The organism is Herbaspirillum frisingense GSF30 (assembly GCF_000300975.2).
GTDB lineage: Bacteria > Pseudomonadota > Gammaproteobacteria > Burkholderiales > Burkholderiaceae_D > Herbaspirillum > Herbaspirillum frisingense.
The window spans coordinates 24,830-42,326 of sequence record NZ_AEEC02000007.1; the positions used below are offsets into that span (position 1 = coordinate 24,830).

A 17,497-nucleotide genomic window follows, 5' to 3' on the forward strand; every position below is an offset into this window, starting at 1 on the left:
GCTAAGGGCTCGGGGCCGCATGGGGATGCGGCCCCGTCCGTTGTTGGCGCTACCCCGGCGCCCTGCCTCCTTTGATCGAATCCACCGATGCCCACTCTCGCCATCACGCTCAAGAAACAGCTCAAGGCCGCGCGCCAGCAAGCCATCGATGTGTTCCAGTCCAATCACAAGACCGAGCAACTGCTGGCGCAATTGCGCCGCAATGTCGATGAAGCGCTGACCCAGGCCTGGGAAGAACTGGGCATGTCCGGCAATGCCGCGCTGGTGGCCGTGGGTGGCTATGGCCGTGGCGAACTGTTCCCGCATTCGGACGTGGATGTACTGATCCTGCTGGACCAGGCACCGGACGCCGCCAAGAAGGAAAAGCTGGAATCGCTGGTGCAACTGTTCTGGGACATCGGCCTGGAAATCGGCCACAGCATCCGCACCATCGACGAATGCCTGGACGAATCGGCGGCCGACATCACGGTCCAGACCAGCCTGCTGGAAGCGCGCCTGGTCACCGGCAACCGGGCCCTCTTCAAGCGCCTGCAGGAGCGCTACCACGCCGCGCTCGACCCGCTGGCCTTCTTCCAGGCCAAGACCCTGGAAATGCGCCAGCGCCACGTGAAATATGAAGATACCCCCTACAGCCTGGAACCCAACTGCAAGGAAAGCCCCGGCGGGCTGCGCGACCTGCAGGTGATCCTGTGGGTGGCCAAGGCGGCCGGTCTGGGCAATTCCTGGGGCGAACTGGCCGAGCACGGCATGCTGACCTCTACCGAGGCACGACAATTGCGCCAGAAGGAACGCGCCTTCAAGGATATCCGCATCCGTCTGCACATCCTCACCGACCGCCGCGAAGACCGGCTGGTGTTCGACATCCAGACCCAACTGGCCGAAACCTTCGGCTTCAAGACCACCGATACCCGCCGCGCCAGCGAATACCTGATGCAGCGCTACTACTGGGCCGCCAAGGCGGTGACCCAGTTGAATACCATCCTGCTGCAGAACATCGAGGCCCACCTGTTCCCGCAGCAGGCGGTGCCACGCCAGATCAACGAGCGTTTCAACGAGGTCAACGGCTTCCTCGACATCGCCCACGACAAGGTCTTCGAAGACACCCCCTCGGCCATGCTGGAGGTGTTCCTGGTGCTCTCCGAGCATCCCGAGCTCAAGGACATGTCGGCCCGCACCATGCGCGCGCTGTGGCATGCGCGCTTCAAGATCGACAATGCCTTCCGCAACGATCCGCAAAATCATCGTCTGTTCATGCAGATCATCCAGAGCAAGCGCGGCATCACCCATGCCCTGCGCGGAATGAACGCCACCAGCGTGCTGGGTCGCTACCTGCCGAATTTCCGCCAGATCGTCGGACAGATGCAGCATGACCTGTTCCACGTCTACACGGTGGATCAGCACATCCTGATGGTAGTGCGCAACGTACGCCGCTTCACCATGAGCGAGCATGCCCACGAATACCCCTTCTGCAGCCAGCTGATGGCCAACTTCGGCCAGCCCTGGGTGCTGTACGTCGCCGCGCTGTTCCACGACATCGCCAAGGGGCGCGGCGGTGATCACTCCAAGCTGGGCATGGCCGATGCGCGGGCCTTCTGCCTGCAGCATGGCATCTCCGAAGAGAATACCGAGCTCATCGTGTTCCTGGTCGAACAGCATCTGGCCATGTCGCATGTGGCGCAGAAGCAGGACATGTCCGACCCCGACGTCATCACCGCCTTCGCCCAGCTGGTCAAGGACGAACGTCACCTGACCGCTCTCTACCTGCTGACCGTGGCCGACATCCGCGGCACCAGCCCGAAGGTATGGAACGCCTGGAAGGGCAAGCTGCTGGAAGACCTCTACCGCATGACCCTGCGCGTGCTGGGCGGCGAAGCGCCCTCGGCCGACCGTGAGCTCAAGAACACCCAGCAGGAAGCCATCAAGACGCTGCGCCTTTACGGTCTGCCGGCCGACGCCCACGAACAGCTCTGGAAGCAACTGGATGTGGCCTACTTCCTGCGCCACGACGCCTCCGACATCGCCTGGCAGACGCGCTGTTTCTACGACAAGGTAGATACCGGGGTGCCGCTGGTGCGCTGCCGCCTGGCGCCCATCGGCGAAGGCGTGCAGGTAGCGGTCTACACGCCCGACCGCCCCGACCTGTTCGCGCGCATCTGCAGCTACTTCGATGAAAAAAGCTTCAGCATCTTCGACGCCAAGATCCACACCACCCGCAACAACTACGCACTGGATGCCTTCCTGATCAATGCCCCGGTGTTCGCCAAGAACTACCGCGACATCATCAACCTGATCGAACACGAACTGGGCGCCCTGCTGCAGTCGGAGCAGCCGCTGCCGCCGCCATCCAAGGCCCGCCTGTCGCGGCTGTCGCGCACCTTCCCGGTCAATCCCTCGGTGGACCTGCGCCCGGACGAACGCGGCCAGTACTACCTGCTGTCGGTCTCCGCCAATGACCGCGCCGGTCTGCTGTATTCGATCTCCAACGTCCTGGCCAAGTACCGGATCAACCTGCACACCGCCAAGGTGATGACCCTGGGCGAGCGGGTGGAAGACGTGTTCCTGATCGACGGCCCCGGGCTGTCCCAGCCGCGCAACCAGATCCTGCTGGAAACCGAACTGCTGCAGACCCTGCGCATCTGACCTCGCCGGTACCGGCAGGGCCGCCGCCAGTCTGGCGCGCCGGCCCTGCCGGCCTTACAATCTCACCCTCGCCGCTGGCCGGCTCCCCGTTTTTCGCAAGGCAATTCCCATGACTGAACCCGTACGACTTTCCAAACGCATGTCCGAACTCGGCCTGTGCTCGCGCCGCGAGGCCGACGAATGGATAGAAAAGGGCTGGGTGCGGGTCGATGGCGTGGTGGTATCGGTACTGGGCAGCAAGGTGTTGCCGCACCAGAAGGTGACCGTGGAACGCCAGGCCAGCGCCGAACAGGCGCAGCGCGTGACCATCCTGCTCAACAAGCCCATGGGCTATGTCAGCGGCCAGGCCGAGGACGGCTACAAGCCCGCCGTGGTGCTGGTCAACGAGCAATCCCGCTGGGTCGAAGACCAGACCGACATGCGCTACCATCCGCGCCAGCTGAAGAGCCTGGTACCGGCCGGGCGACTGGACATCGACTCCGTCGGTCTGTTGGTGCTGACCCAGGACGGCCGCATCGCCAAGCAACTGATCGGCGAAGATTCGGCGGTCGACAAGGAATATCTGGTGCGGGTGCAATACACCCGCCCCGGCAAGCTGCCCGAATCCGATCTCAAGCGCCTGAACCACGGCCTGATCATGGACGGCAAGCCGCTGCGTCCGGCCAAGGTGGCCTGGCAGAACGAAGACCAGTTGCGCTTCACCCTGCGCGAAGGCAAGAAGCGCCAGATCCGCCGCATGTGCGACATGGTGGGACTGAAGGTGATCGGCCTGAAACGCGTGCGCATCGGCGGCGTCAAACTGGGCGACCTGCCGGTGGGACAATGGCGCTACCTGCGGCCTGACGAAAAGTTCTAGAAGTTCAGATCACTACCCGCAAACGAGAACGGCCCTGACTCAACATCAGGGCCGTTGCTTTTTCCAGCAAAACAGGGAAAAAGGATCAGAGGAAACGATCCAGGATCTTGCGACTATGCTTGTCCAGCGCCTTCTGGTCACGGATCAGGAACTGGATGCCATGGCTGTCGGCAATCAACAGCGCCGGTGCCGCCAGGCGACGGATATCCTCCTCCCCCTTGAGGGTGAAGGTCGTGGTGCCACGGGTGGTCTGTACGGTCCAGTCGCTGGGCGTGGCGAAGGTCGAGACACTGACGATACGCTCGATCTCGGGCATGAATTCGCGGCTGGCCAGTTCTTCCTCGATCAGCTTGCGCGCGTTTCCGGCGAGCTCATCCAGCGTATCGATCCAGGCCAGTTCATGGCCATCGCTGCTGACCAGCGACAGGCCGTGATCCGGCGCGGAGACGGGAAAGGCACGCACCGGGATCACGTTCTCATGGGCCACACCATCGACATCGGTGAGCACCAGGCGGCCGAAGCTGTTGCGTTGCAGTTGCCAGGACGGCTGGGCAATAGTGGTGGTCGTCATGGCTTCAATCGCCCTTCTCTTCGTCGCTCACCGACACCTCGGCATCCCCGTCCGGGTTGCGCGCCTGCGCCTGGTAGAGCCTGTAGTAATGCCCTTCGCGGGCCATCAGTTCTTCATGGTTGCCGACCTCGACCACCTGGCCGCGATCCAGCACCACCAGACGGTCGGCCTTGCGCAGCGTGGACAGGCGGTGGGCAATGGCGATCGTGGTCCGGCCCTGCACCAGGTTGTCCAGGGCTTTCTGGATTTCCTTTTCGGTGGTGGTATCGACCGAGGAAGTGGCCTCGTCCAGGATCAGGATGCGCGGATCGATCAGCAGCGCCCGCGCAATCGAGATGCGCTGGCGCTCGCCGCCCGACAGCGCCTGCCCGCGTTCGCCGACCAGCGAGTCGTAACCCTGCGGCAGGCGCAGGATGAATTCGTGGGCGTGGGCGGCACGGGCGGCAGCGATGATTTCCTCGCGGGTGGCCTCGGGCTTGCCGTAGGCAATGTTCTCGGCAATCGTGCCGAAGAACAGGAAAGGCTCCTGCAACACCAACCCGATGTTGCGACGGTATTCGGAAATCGGCAGCGAACGGATATCCACGCCATCGATGCGGATCGCCCCTTCGGAGACATCGTAGAAGCGGCAGATCAGGTTCACCATGGTCGACTTGCCCGAACCGCTGTGTCCGACCAGGCCGATCATCTCGCCCGGAGCAATCGACAGGCTCATATTGCGGATCACGGCGCGGTTGCCGTAGCGGAAGCCGATATTGCGTACTTCGATGGCACCCTGCACCTTCTCCAGGTGCACCGGGTTGGCCGGTTCCGGCACGCTGGAGACGTGATCCAGGATGTCGAAGATGCGCTTGGCGCCGGCGGCCGCCTTCTGGGTCACCGACACGATGCGGCTCATCGAATCCAGGCGCGTGTAGAAGCGGCTGATGTAGGCCAGGAAGGCCGTCAGCACACCCACCGTGATCTGGTTGCTGGAGACCTGCCAGATACCGAACACCCACACCACCAGCAGACCCACTTCGGTCAGGAAGGTGACGGTCGGCGTAAACAGCGACCAGATCTTGTTGACCCGGTCATTGACCATCAGGTTGTGGCGGTTGGCCTCGCGAAAACGGGCCACTTCGCGCTTTTCCTGGGCGAAGGCCTTGACCACGCGGATGCCGGGGATGGTATCGGCCAGCACGTTGGTCACCTCAGACCAGATGCGGTCGATCTTCTCGAATCCGTGGCGCAGGCGGTCGCGCACCACATGGATCATCCACGCGATGAAAGGCAGCGGCAACAAAGTCACCAGCGCCAGCCAGGGATTGATGGAGATCAGGATGGCCGCCGTCATGATGATCATCAGCACATCGATGGCGAAGTCCAGCAGGTGCAGCGAAAGGAAGACGCAGATGCGGTCGGTCTCGGAGCCGATGCGGGCCATCAGGTCACCGGTCCGCTTGCCGCCGAAATATTCCTGCGACAGCCGCAGCAGGTGCGCATAGGTGGTGGTGCGCAGGTCGGCCCCGATGCGCTCGGACACCAGCGCCAGGATATAGGTCCGTGCCCAGCCCAGGCCCCAGGCCAGCAGCGCCGCGCCCAGCAGGCCCGACAGATAGAGCGTGGCCAGATGGGTATCGATGGGCGTGCCGTTCTGGAACGGGATCAGCACATTGTCCATCAGCGGCATGGTCATGTAGGGCGGCACCAGCGTGGCGGCCGTCGAAGCCAGCGTCAGCAGGAAGCCCAGCAGCAGCGACCCCTTGTAGGGCTTGGCAAAGCGCGACAGGCGGAACAGCGCCCAGGTGGACGGCGGCGCCTCCTTGGTCTCGGGGCAGATGGCACAGGTTTCCTGGCCTTCCGGCAGGACCGCCTTGCAGGTCGGGCAGACGTCGCCCTCTTCCTCGACCTGCACGCCCGAGGCCAGCAGGTCGCGTTGCTGCTCGAACAACTTGATCAGGCGCAGCGCCTGCGGGTTCTGCGCCAGCGTGTAGCGCCAGGCCGCCAGGCGGCCGGCGCCATCGCACAGTTCCAGCGTGCCCACGCCGGCGTGGTCGTGGTGCTTCAATTGCAGATCGGCCCCGTAGGTCCATTCCTGCCAGACGCGACCGTCGGCAGAGCTGGAGAGCAGGCGGCGTTCGGTCGCCAGCACCAAAGAGCGGGAGAATTGCAGCTGGGCGTCCAGGTCCAGCTCCAGCCAGGCCAGCACGGCTTCGCCGGGCGCCAGGCGGGCAGCAGTTTCCGTTTGCCAGCGCTCGGGCAGGCTGGCGGTCGCGGAAGGATGTGAGTCAGTAGTCATGTAACGGCAACGTTGAGGCCCGAAGTGAGCTGTTTGGCTATTGTTTTATGGATGAGCAGGTCTCGCCGGACCGCTTGCAACGCCTCAGCGGCGAGCAGCGCGCGATTATAGCGCAGCGCCCCGCAGCCCCTGCCTGCGTCGCGCACCCCGGATAGGCGACAAGCTTCACCCGATAACGCGAGAACCGGCAAAACGGTGCACCAGAGCAGAGATTCAGCACAATTTTCCCGCCAAATGCGAATGCCGGAAGCACCTGAGCGCCGCGTTTTTTGCGCCAGGCGTGCCACGGGGAGAAACAGTCTGCGACAATATCGTTCACTTCCCATCCCCCAGCATCAGCATACAGATGACTTTTATGCCCTTTCTGCGCCCATTTGAGCGGTCTCCCGGATCGGGGCCAGGCCGCCAGCGTTCTTCCCGACAAGAAAATCCAGGGTCGTTCTGTCGTATCCAGTAAACCAAACGCCGCCCTGCGCGTTAGTGAACCATGCGTTATTCTGACAGAGTGCTGACCGGTCTGCGCCGGGCTTCACCTGAGGGCGACGACAAATGCATCTGCAGTACAGGCAGCATGGGCAAAACGGACAAGCTCCAGCATTTCAGAATTTCAGCAGCTTCGGCAATCCAGGCTTAGGCCAACACAGCGGCACACCAACCACACATGAAAAATATCGAATTCCTCCGTTTCCTGAACCTCAAGGGTCCGAACATCTGGACTTACCGTTCCGCTCTCGAAGTGTGGATCGATATCGGCGAACTGGAAGACTGCCCCTCCAACACCATTCCCGGCTTCCCGGACCGCCTGACCACCTGGCTGCCGACCCTGATCGAACACCGCTGCAGCTATGAAGAGCGCGGCGGCTTCGTGCGTCGCCTGCACGAGGGCACCTGGCCCGGTCACATCCTGGAACACGTCACCCTGGAACTGCAGAACCTGGCCGGCCTGCCCGGCGGCTTCGGCAAGGCCCGCGAAACCAATGTGCGCGGCGTCTACAAGGTAGTGGTGCGCGCCCGCCATGAAACTGTCACTCGCGCCGCCCTCTTCGCCGCCCGCGATCTGGTGATGGCCGCCATCGAAGACCGTCCTTACGACCTCGACGGCACCCTCTCCAAGCTGCGCCGCATGGTCGACCGCCTGTGCCTGGGCCCCAGCACGGCCTGCATCGTGGACGCCGCCGACGAGCGCCGCATCCCCACCATCCGCCTGTCCGAAGGCAACCTGGTGCAACTGGGCCACGGCTGCAAGTCGCGTCGCATCTGGACCGCCGAATCCGACCAGACCAGCGCCATTGCCGAAGGCATTTCGCGCGACAAGGACCTGACCAAGTCGCTGCTGGAAACCTGCGGCGTGCCGGTCCCTGAAGGTCGGCTGGTGGAGAGCCCGGAAGATGCCTGGGAGGCCGCCCAGGACATCGGTCTGCCGGTGGTGGTCAAGCCCTGCGACGCCAACCATGGCCGCGGCGTCTTCATCGACCTGAACACCCGGGAGGAAATCGAGACCGCCTACAAGGTCGCGCTGGAAGAAGGCAGCGGCGTGCTGGTCGAACGCTTCGTGCCGGGCCTGGAACACCGCCTGCTGATCGTTGGCGGCAAGCTGGCCGCCGCCGCCCGTGGCGAACCCATCTTCATCGTCGGCGATGGCAAGTCCACCGTCCAGGACCTGCTGGACGAGCTGAACCGCGACCCGCGTCGTGGCCTGCTGGAAGAACACCTGCTGGACCCGGTGCTGCTGGAACGCGAACCGGCCGCCGCGCTGGAACTGCAACGCCAGGGCCTGACCACCGAGTCGATCCCCGCCGCCGGCCGCCGCATCCTGCTGCTGCGCAACGGCAACGTCTCTTCCGACATCACCGATCTGGTCCACCCCAGCGTGGCCGCCGCCGCCTCGCTGGCCGCACGCATCGTCGGCCTGGACATCGCCGGCGTGGACATCGTGGCCGAAGACATCTCGCGCCCGCTGGCCGATCAGGGCGGTGCCATCGTCGAGGTCAATGCCGGCCCCGGCCTGCTGATGCATCTCAAGCCCTCCGACGGCAAGCCGCGTCCGGTCGGCGAAGCCATCATCGACAACCTGTTCGGCCCGGAAGAAAACGGTCGCATCCCCATCGTCGGCGTCACCGGCACCCACGGCAAGACCACCATCTCGCGCCTGATCGCGCGCATCGTGCACCTCTCGGGCAAGCATGTGGGCCTGGCCTGCGGCGATGGCCTGTACTTCGGTGAACGCCAGATCGAGCGTGGCAACCGCGCCAACTGGGATGCCGCGCACCGCGTGCTGTTGAACCGTGCGGTGGAAGCCGCCGTGTTCGAGAACGGCAGCGCCTCCATCCTGGCCGAAGGCCTGGCCTATGACCGCTGCCTGGTGGGCGTGGTCGCCAACATCGACCCCGACGACAGCCTGCCCGAGTTCTACATCGAGAACGCCGAACAGATCGCCACCAAGGTCAAGCGCACCCAGGTGGACCTGGTGTTGCCCGATGGCGCGGCCGTGCTCAATGCCGACGACCCGCTGGTGGCGGACATGGCCCAGCTGTGCGATGGCGAAGTGATCTTCTTCGGCACCGACCCGGCCTCCGAACTGCTGGTCGGCCATCTGAAGGAAGGTGGCCGCGCCGTGTTCCTGCGCGATGGCGACCTGATCCAGGCCGACGGTGAACGCGAATGCAAGGTCAGCTCGGTGGATGCCATTCCGCTGACCGAAAACGGCGCCGTCGCCTACCAGGTCGAGAACGTGCTGGCCGCCGTGGGCGCAGCCTGGGCGCTGGGTATCAGCCCCGAGGTCATCCGCGCCGGCATCGAGCTCTTCGGTACCGAACGGGCCGAAGAGCAAGGCCTGAAGTTCAAGAGCCAGGTGGCCTGAGCCATCGGCTTGGACTGCATCCGCACTGCAAGACAGACAGATTCAAGATCAAGAGACACCTAGGAAAACTTGTCCATGGACGTATCCCGCATTCGCGCCCTGCGCGGCCCCAATCTCTGGAGCAGACACACTGCCATCGAAGCCATCGTTTCCTGCCCGGAACACGAGCGCGTCATCGACGACATGCCCGGCTTCGAACTGCGCCTGCGCGCCCGCTTCCCGCAGATCGGCTTCCTCGAACCCGATGGCGGCAAGCAGGTGGTGTCGATGGCCCACGCGCTGGCCGCCGCGGCCCTGGCCCTGCAATCGCAGGCCGGCTGTCCGGTGACCTTCAGCCGCACGGTGTCCACCGTCGAGACCGGCATCTACCAGGTGGTCGTGGAATACAGCGAAGAGGAAGTCGGCCGCCTGGCCTTCGACCTGGCGCTGGAACTGGTGCAGGCGGCCCAGGCTGATGCGCCCTTCGACCTGACCGCCGCGCTCACCCGCATCCGCGAACTGGACGAAGATGTCCGCCTGGGGCCCTCCACCGGCTCCATCGTCAATGCCGCCATCAAGCGTGGCATTCCCTATCGCCGCCTGACCCAGGGCAGCATGGTGCAGTTCGGCTGGGGTAGCCGTCAGAAGCGCATCCAGGCCGCCGAGACCAGCAACACCAGCGCCATTGCCGAATCCATCGCCCAGGACAAGGACCTGACCAAGATGCTGCTGCACGCCGCTGGTGTGCCGGTGCCCAACGGCCGCGTGGTCACCACGGCCGAAGATGCGCTCAAGGCCGCCGAGGAAATCGGTTCGGCCGTGGTCATCAAACCGCTGGACGGCAACCAGGGCAAGGGTGTGGCCGTCAACATCAGCACCCCGGAACAGATCACCCGTGCCTTCAACAACGCCGCCCTGATCAGCGATGAAGTGATCGTCGAGCGCTATCTGCCCGGCCACGACTTCCGCCTGCTGGTGATCGGCAAGACCCTGGTGGCGGCTGCCCGCCGCGACCCGCCGCAAGTCATCGGCGATGGTGTGCACACCATCCGCCAGCTGATCGACCAGGTCAACGCCGACCCGCTGCGCGGCGATGGCCACGCCACCTCGCTGACCAAGATCCGCCTGGACGACATCGCCCTGTCGGTGCTCTCTGGCCAGAACCTGGAACCCGAATCCATCCCCGCCCAAGGGGTGCGCGTGGTCCTGCGCAACAACGCCAACCTGTCCACCGGCGGCACTGCCACCGATGTCACCGACGACGTCCATCCCGACGTGGCGGCACGCGCCATTGCGGCGGCCCAGATGGTGGGGCTGGACATCTGCGGCGTGGACGTGGTCTGCAACTCGGTACACATGTCGCTGGAAGAGCAAGGCGGCGGCATCGTCGAAGTCAATGCCGCGCCAGGCCTGCGCATGCATCTCTCGCCCTCCTACGGCAAGGCGCGCGATGTCGGCGAAGCCATCGTCTCGACCATGTACGAAGACGGCGACGACGGCCGCATCCCCGTGGTGGCCGTGGCCGGTACCAACGGCAAGACCACCACCGTGCGCCTGATCACCCATCTGTTGGCCAAGACCGGCCTGCGCGTGGGCATGACCAATACCGATGGCGTCTACATCGACGGCCTGCGCACCGACACCGGCGACTGCAGCGGCCCGCGCAGCGCCCGCAACGTGCTGTTCCACCCGGAAGTCGATGCGGCCGTGCTGGAAACCGCACGTGGCGGCGTGCTGCGTGAAGGCCTGGGCTTCGATCGCTGCGCCGTGGCCGTGGTCACCAACATCGGCATGGGCGACCACCTGGGCCTGTCCTACATCAGCACAGTGGAAGACCTGGCCGTGGTCAAGCGCGTCATCGTCGAGAACGTCGCACCGACCGGCACGGCCGTGCTCAATGCCGCTGATCCGATGGTAGCCAAGATGGCCGCTTCCTGCCCCGGTTCGGTGACCTTCTTCGCACTCGATCCCAGCCACCCCATCATGGCCACCCATCGCGCCCAGGGCCATCGCATCGTCTATCGCGATGGCGACGCCATCGTGGCCGCCCAGGGCAGTTTCGAAAAACGCCTGAAGCTCTCCGGCATCCCCCTGACCCGTGCCGGCGCCATCGGCTTCCAGGTCGAGAACGTGATGGCTTCGGTCGGCGCGGCATGGGCCCTGGACCTGGACTGGGAGCAGATCACCGGCGCCCTGGCCAGCTTCATCAGCGACAGTGGCACCGCACCGGGCCGCTTCAACCTGTTCGATTACAAGGGCGCCACCCTGATCGCCGACTACGGCCACAATCCGGACGCCATCCAGGCCCTCATCAAGGCCGTCGACAGCATGCCCGCCAAGCGTCGCTCGGTGGTCATCAGCGGTGCCGGTGACCGGCGCGATGTCGACATCACCCGCCAGACCGAACTGCTGGGCGATGCCTTCGACGAGGTGGTGCTGTATCAGGACCAGTGCCAGCGCGGCCGTGAAGATGGAGAAGTGATCGCCCTGCTGCGCCAGGGTCTGGAAAAGGCCAGCCGCACCAGCGACATCAAGGAAATCGACGGCGAATTCATCGCCATCGATACCGCCCTGGCGTCGCTGCAGCCGGGTGACCTGTGCCTGATCCTGATCGACCAGGTGGAAGAGGCGCTGGCGCACATCGACGCCCGCGTGAAGGAAAGCCACTGACCGCGACCGTACACCCGCCTGGCGGGTCATGCAAAAAGCGAAAAAGCATCCCGGCGCCGTGCCGGGATGCTTTTTTTACGACCGCCTCAAACGCAAGACCGGGACTCAGTCGTCCTGACTGGGGTCCAGCTCGGGGAACAGCACTTCGGTAAAGCCGAACTGGCGGAAGTCGCGAATGCGCATCGGGTACAGGATGCCCTGCAGATGGTCGCACTCGTGCTGCACCACGCGGGCGTGGAAGCCCTCCACGGTGCGGTCGATCAGCTTGCCGTTCTGGTCCACGCCCTGGTAGCGCAGACGGCTCCAGCGCGGTACCACGCCGCGCATGCCGGGCACCGACAGGCAGCCCTCCCAGCCCTCCTCTTCCTGGTCGGACAGGGGCGTCAGGATGGGGTTGATCAGTACCGTCTCGGGCACGGCCGGGGCGTCCGGATAGCGCTGGTTGCGGCCGAAGCCGAAGATCACCAGCTGCAGATCGATACCGATCTGGGGCGCCGCCAGTCCCGCACCGTTGACGGCGCGCATGGTCTCGAACATGTCATCGACCAGCCGCGCCAGCTCGGGCGTGCCGAACTCGGTCACTGGCTGCGCCTGGCGCAGCAGGCGCGGGTCACCCATCTTGAGAATCTCGCGTATCGCCATTCATTTTCTCCATGAAAGACGCCCGGTCGGGCCGGGCGTCAGGGTGTGAGCACATCAGGGCATCATCATGGTCGCGCCATGCGAGCTCATCTTCAGCGCTGCTTGTTCGCCACTTCCTGCAGGTACTCGGAAAAGGCCGGGCCGGTTTCCGGATGCTTCAGGCCCATGGCCACCATGGCCTTCAGGTAACCCAGCTTGGAACCGCAATCATAGCGCTGGCCCTGATAGCGATAGGCCAGTACCGACTCAGCCTGCATCAGCTTGGCGATGCCGTCGGTCAGCTGGATTTCGCCGCCGGCACCGCGGGGGATGTTTTCCAGGTAGTGGAAGATGCGGCTGTTGAGCACATAGCGACCCACCACCGCCAGCGTGGACGGTGCCTCTTCCGGCGCCGGCTTCTCGACGATGGCGTTGATGCGTTCCAGATCGGGCTGGTAAGGCGTGGCACTGACGATACCGTATTGGCGGGTATCGCTCTTGGGCACTTCCTGCACGGCCAGCATGCTCATGCCTTCGCGGGCATAGATGTCGGTCATCTGCGCCAGCACCGGCTTGACACCGTCGTCGGTATCCATGAAGTCGTCGGCCAGCAGGATGGCGAAAGGTTCCTCGCCCACCACCGGACGCGCGCACAGCACGGCGTGGCCCAGGCCCAGTGGTTCGGACTGGCGGATGAAGATGCAATTGACGTTCTTGGGTACCACGTTCTGGACGATTTCCAGCAGCTTCTTCTTGCCGGCCGCTTCCAGTTCGCTTTCCAGTTCATAGGCCTTGTCGAAGTGGTCTTCGATGGCGCGCTTGTTGCGGCCAGTGATGAACACCATCTCGGTGATGCCGGCGGCCACCGCCTCTTCGACAGCGTAATGGATCAGCGGCTTGTCGACGATGGGCAGCATTTCCTTGGGCTGTGCCTTGGTGGCGGGCAGGAAGCGGCTGCCGAGACCGGCGACGGGAAAGACGGCTTTCTTGATCTTCTTGATCATCATGACTCCGAGGTAGGAATGGGTCTTGGTAGTGCGTTATCGTCTGCTTTGGCAGAGCAGCCCCGACTGAACGGGAATGTAATGGTGGCGCATTGTATATGAATAAAAAGACAAGGTAATTACGCCGGGTTGTCAGCGTTGTCAGCGTCGCCGCCTTCACTGTCCGCATCGCCCGCACCACCCTCGCCTGCACACAGTGCCTTCAGAGCGTCCTCGTCCAGGATGGTCAGCCCCAGCTCTTCGGCCTTGGCCAGCTTGCTGCCGGCGTCGGCGCCGGCCACCACGTAGCTGGTCTTCTTGGACACCGAGCCCGACACCTTGCCGCCGGCCGCCTCGATCAACTGCGAAGCCTGGTCGCGGGAGAGATTGGGCAGGCTGCCGGTCAACACGAAGGTCTTGCCGGCCAGGTGCTTGGCACCGGCCTCCACACCTGCACTTTCGGGCCAGTGTACGCCGACTGCGCGCAATTGCTCGACCAGTTCCACGTTGAGCGGATCACTGAAGAAGGCGCGCAGCGAACTGGCCACCACCGGGCCGATGTCGGCCACTTCCAGCAATTGCTCTTCGCTGGCCACCAGCAGCTTGTCGATGCCGCCGAAATGGCGTGCCAGCTCCTTGGCTGTGGCCTCGCCCACGTGACGGATGCCCAGCGCATAGATGAAGCGCGCCAGCGTGGTGGTCTTGGACTTCTGCAGTGCGTCCAGCACGTTCTGTGCCGATTTCTCGGCCATGCGGTCCAGTTCGGACAGTGCCGACAGACCCAGCCGATAGAGGTCGGCCGGGGTGTTGACCACCTTGCGATCAACCAGTTGTTCCACCAGTTGCTCACCCAGGCCCTCGATATCCATGGCGCGACGCGAGGCGAAGTGCTGCAGGCCGCCCTTGCGCTGGGCGGCACACTTGAGCCAGCCCCCGGAGCAACGCGCCACCGCCTCATCCTCGGCACGCACGATGGGCGAGCCGCACACCGGGCAGGCCGTCGGCATGACGAAGGCGCGCGCGTCGGCCGGACGCTTCTCGGGCACATAGGCGACCACTTCCGGGATCACGTCGCCGGCACGCCGCACGATGACGGTGTCGCCGATCTGGATGTCCTTGCGGCGCACCTCGTCCTCGTTATGCAGGGTGGCATTGGTGACGGTGACGCCGCCCACGAAGACCGGATTGAGTCGGGCCACCGGCGTGATGGCTCCGGTGCGACCGACCTGCACCTCGATGTCCTGCACCACGGTCAGCGCTTCCTGCGCCGGGAATTTATGGGCCAGCGCAAAGCGCGGCGCGCGCGAGACGAAGCCCAGGTATTTTTGCTGATCCAGGCGGTCCACCTTGTAGACCACGCCGTCGATCTCGTAGGGCAGGCTGTCGCGCTTGGCGCCGATGCCGCGGAAGAAATCCAGCAGCCCGGCCGCACCCGTGACCACGGCGCGCTCCTTGCACACCGGCAGGCCCAGTTCCTGGTACCAGTCCAGCAGGGCCGAATGCGAAGCCGGCATCTCGGCACCTTCCAGCACGCCGATGCCATAGGCGAAGAAGCGCAGCGTGCGCTGGGCGGTGATGCGCGAATCCAGCTGGCGCAGGCTGCCGGCAGCGGCATTGCGGGGGTTGGCAAACTCCTTCTGCCCAGCATCGCGCTGGCGCTGGTTCAGGCGGGCGAAATCGCTCTTGTACATCAGCACTTCGCCGCGTACGTCGATCACCTGCGGCACCTGTTCGCCATGCAAGCGCAGGGGAATGGCGCGCACTGTGCGGATGTTGGCGGTGACGTTTTCGCCGGTCGTACCGTCGCCCCGCGTGGCAGCCTGGACCAGCACGCCGTTTTCGTAACGCAGGCTGATGGCCAGGCCGTCGAACTTCAGCTCGGTGGCATAGCGCACTTCCTGCAGGCTTTCCAGCCCGTCGCGCACCCGCTTATCGAAGGCTTCGATGTCTTCATCGGAAAAGCCATTGCCCAGCGACAGCATCGGCACCTCATGGCGCACCGGCTCGAATTGCGGCAAGGGTCCGGCCCCGACGCGCTGGGTGGGGGAATCGGGGGTGAGCAGTTCGGGGTGGGCGGTTTCCAGCGCCTGCAGTTCCTGGAACAGCCGGTCGTATTCGGCATCCGGAATGCTCGGCTGGTCCAGCACGTAGTAACTGTGGTTATGGCGGTTCAGGTCGGCGCGCAGCGTGAAGGCGCGCACCAGCCAGTCCGGCGCCCCTTGGGGGGGCCGGCCGGCGGAAAACAGATCTGCTTGCATCGTGGAGGAGTAGGAACGGGGCCTTAGCTGAACAGGCGCAAGGCACGGGTGGAGCCGGCTGCGATCTCGGCCGATTCCATGGCGCTGTAGAAGGCGGCGACCTGTTCGGCGATATCGGCCAGGGCTTCATCGGAAAGGGGCTGGTCGCTGTCGTCGACGATCACGCCACCCAGGCGCTGCGCCAGCGAACGGGCGCAGGCCACCAGGGCGCCATAGCCGTCACGTGCCGGGGACACCCGCGGCACGTCCAGCAGCAGCGTCAGGCGGTCGGTGGTCTCGTCGGTCGGCGTGGCATTGGTGGAGAGAGCGAACAGTACTTCGCCCTCGCCGTCCTGCATCACCAGGAAGCCTTCGGTGCGACGGTCGAAGCCCTGACGGGTCAGCGCCGCCAGCAGCGTCGCCAGGCTCCACGGCGCGCCTTGCGAGCGCACATTCACCGACAGCTGGACATCATGGTCGGCGATGAACTGGTGCAGCGCCTGGGCGGTACGGATCACGTCGGGCATGTCCGGCAGTTCCGGTTCGCCCGAGAGCGAATCGGTCAGGTCACGCAGGCGCATGACCAGTTCCGAGTATTCGATTTCGTTGAGGGCATTGCTGCGGTTGGCCAGCTGCGCACCGGCCAGCAACGCGGTGTAGATGCCGCCATGGGCCACGGCTTCCCAGTCGCCCTCGGCGGTGCGGCCGATGAAGTGCACCGGCTTGTTGCCGACATGGCGCAGGTTCTGCAGCAGCGGCAGCAGCTTGTCGCCGCGCAGGGGGTTGTCCAGGGCGATGGGGATGTTGCAGTCGATGAGTTCATCGACCGGTAGCTCGCGGCGCGGCGCCAGGCGCGCCTGCATTTCGGGCGGCGGCGTGAAGGCGGGCGCGGCTTCGATCTGGTCTTCGGCACCGGCGATGACCTGGGCCACGGTCGATTGCGGGGCTTGCGCCAGGGCCTCGCCCAGCACCGCCTCGTCGGCGACGCGGGGCAGCTCGCCGGCCGGCGGCTCGCCCAGGAAGGGTTCACGCGGCTCGAACTCGGCCTGGTCCTGGTAAGCCTTCACCGGCGCCGGCACGGGCTTGCGCTCGGGAATATCGTAGAGGGAGGGCTCGGTGCGCTCGGCCGTTTCCTCGGCCAGGGCCGAGGGGCCGGCAGCGGCACGCTCGCCCTGCGGCGCGGCGAACACCGGTTCAATGGCCGAGGGCTCGTCCGGCGACATCAGCACATCGTCATGGGACGAAGAGAAGGCGCGCTCGACGGTCTTGCGCGCCTTGTGTTCCTGCCATTTGTTGTAGGAGATGACACCGACGACGAAGACGCCGCCGAGAATGATCAGGCTGGTCTGGAGATCCATCATCATGCTGCACGACCTTTCAGGCTATCTGGCTGGGGGGCGCCATCATGGGCGCCGCAGGGCATGGTCGGCTGGGAGAAGCTGCTCATCGAAGAAATCCGAATCCTATCAATCCAAGAAGGCCGACCGCGGCCGCCGGTACATGCGCGTCCGCCGCTGCCACGCTCGGCATTGCTGCGCCGCCATCGGCGTCGGCCAGGCAGGCGGACATCGGGCGCGTCGGACGGAAGGAGTACGGCAAGATCGCGGTCAAGATATTGTTATTTTTCCATGGCCCGTGGGGGCCGAGAATCGAAGCTACTGCGAACGCTGCGGCAAACGCAGCGCCGACCCGACACCGGCTGGGCAGACGCCCGGACCGGGCCGGTCGACAAGTTTTTCAGGGTACGGTCGCGCCCCCTGCTTGTCAAGCCGACAAAGACCTTGGCACTGCTAGCAAAA

The 17,497-nt window shown here is 64.7% G+C and carries 10 protein-coding genes; 4 read left to right on the plus strand and 6 right to left on the minus strand.

The annotated features are described in order from the left end of the window. The first annotated feature begins 87 nt into the window (after nucleotides 1-87). Together HFRIS_RS06800 and HFRIS_RS06805 are read left to right on the plus strand one after the other, a co-directional pair. Nucleotides 88-2,640, plus strand: coding sequence for a [protein-PII] uridylyltransferase (locus HFRIS_RS06800; protein WP_006462544.1), 2,553 nt, complete (start codon nucleotides 88-90; stop codon nucleotides 2,638-2,640). 109 nt (nucleotides 2,641-2,749) lie between these two features. Next, the gene (locus tag HFRIS_RS06805) at nucleotides 2,750-3,496 is read left to right on the plus strand and encodes a pseudouridine synthase (protein ID WP_039874775.1); all 747 of its coding nucleotides are present in this window, start codon (nucleotides 2,750-2,752) and stop codon (nucleotides 3,494-3,496) included. 85 nt (nucleotides 3,497-3,581) lie between these two features. Here HFRIS_RS06805 and HFRIS_RS06810 read toward each other — a convergent pair whose 3' ends face one another. Continuing rightward, nucleotides 3,582-4,067, minus strand: a complete 486-nt coding sequence (locus HFRIS_RS06810) for a cyanophycin metabolism-associated DUF1854 family protein (protein ID WP_006462546.1) — start codon at nucleotides 4,065-4,067, stop codon at nucleotides 3,582-3,584. A gap of 4 nt (nucleotides 4,068-4,071) precedes the next feature. Further along, nucleotides 4,072-6,348: a cyanophycin metabolism-associated ABC transporter gene (locus HFRIS_RS06815; protein ID WP_006462547.1), complete on the minus strand. Its 2,277-nt coding sequence runs from the start codon at nucleotides 6,346-6,348 to the stop codon at nucleotides 4,072-4,074. Nucleotides 6,349-7,009: 661 nt separating this feature from the next. Between HFRIS_RS06815 and HFRIS_RS06820 the strand changes: the two genes are divergently transcribed. Beyond that, a complete protein-coding gene (locus HFRIS_RS06820; protein WP_006462548.1) occupies nucleotides 7,010-9,208 on the plus strand; it encodes a cyanophycin synthetase in 2,199 nt (732 codons plus the stop codon). Between the two features lie 75 nt (nucleotides 9,209-9,283). Continuing rightward, nucleotides 9,284-11,857, plus strand: a complete 2,574-nt coding sequence (gene cphA, locus HFRIS_RS06825; RefSeq protein WP_006462549.1) for a cyanophycin synthetase — start codon at nucleotides 9,284-9,286, stop codon at nucleotides 11,855-11,857. Between the two features lie 105 nt (nucleotides 11,858-11,962). Here the strand turns inward: cphA and def are convergent, their stop codons facing one another. The 4 genes from def to HFRIS_RS06845 all read right to left on the minus strand — a co-directional run bounded on the left by def (nucleotide 11,963) and on the right by HFRIS_RS06845 (nucleotide 17,062). Further along, nucleotides 11,963-12,499, minus strand: coding sequence for a peptide deformylase (gene def / locus HFRIS_RS06830; protein ID WP_006462550.1), 537 nt, complete (start codon nucleotides 12,497-12,499; stop codon nucleotides 11,963-11,965). Nucleotides 12,500-12,591: 92 nt separating this feature from the next. After that, nucleotides 12,592-13,482, minus strand: coding sequence for a UTP--glucose-1-phosphate uridylyltransferase GalU (galU, locus tag HFRIS_RS06835; RefSeq protein ID WP_039874777.1), 891 nt, complete (start codon nucleotides 13,480-13,482; stop codon nucleotides 12,592-12,594). Nucleotides 13,483-13,601: 119 nt separating this feature from the next. Further along, a complete protein-coding gene (gene ligA, locus HFRIS_RS06840) occupies nucleotides 13,602-15,719 on the minus strand; it encodes an NAD-dependent DNA ligase LigA (protein WP_006462552.1) in 2,118 nt (705 codons plus the stop codon). Nucleotides 15,720-15,742: 23 nt separating this feature from the next. Further along, the gene (locus tag HFRIS_RS06845) at nucleotides 15,743-17,062 is read right to left on the minus strand and encodes a cell division protein ZipA C-terminal FtsZ-binding domain-containing protein (RefSeq protein WP_006462553.1); all 1,320 of its coding nucleotides are present in this window, start codon (nucleotides 17,060-17,062) and stop codon (nucleotides 15,743-15,745) included. Between the last annotated feature and the right edge of the window lie 435 nt (nucleotides 17,063-17,497).

Coding starts and splice junctions, on each gene's coding strand:
- HFRIS_RS06815 (WP_006462547.1), bottom strand. CDS start 6,348: ATGACTACTGACTCACATCCTTCCGCGACCGCCAGCCTGCCCGAGCGC.
- HFRIS_RS06800 (WP_006462544.1), top strand. CDS start 88: ATGCCCACTCTCGCCATCACGCTCAAGAAACAGCTCAAGGCCGCGCGC.
- HFRIS_RS06805 (WP_039874775.1), top strand. CDS start 2,750: ATGACTGAACCCGTACGACTTTCCAAACGCATGTCCGAACTCGGCCTG.
- galU (WP_039874777.1), bottom strand. CDS start 13,482: ATGATCAAGAAGATCAAGAAAGCCGTCTTTCCCGTCGCCGGTCTCGGC.
- ligA (WP_006462552.1), bottom strand. CDS start 15,719: ATGCAAGCAGATCTGTTTTCCGCCGGCCGGCCCCCCCAAGGGGCGCCG.
- def (WP_006462550.1), bottom strand. CDS start 12,499: ATGGCGATACGCGAGATTCTCAAGATGGGTGACCCGCGCCTGCTGCGC.
- cphA (WP_006462549.1), top strand. CDS start 9,284: ATGGACGTATCCCGCATTCGCGCCCTGCGCGGCCCCAATCTCTGGAGC.
- HFRIS_RS06810 (WP_006462546.1), bottom strand. CDS start 4,067: ATGACGACCACCACTATTGCCCAGCCGTCCTGGCAACTGCAACGCAAC.
- HFRIS_RS06845 (WP_006462553.1), bottom strand. CDS start 17,062: ATGATGATGGATCTCCAGACCAGCCTGATCATTCTCGGCGGCGTCTTC.
- HFRIS_RS06820 (WP_006462548.1), top strand. CDS start 7,010: ATGAAAAATATCGAATTCCTCCGTTTCCTGAACCTCAAGGGTCCGAAC.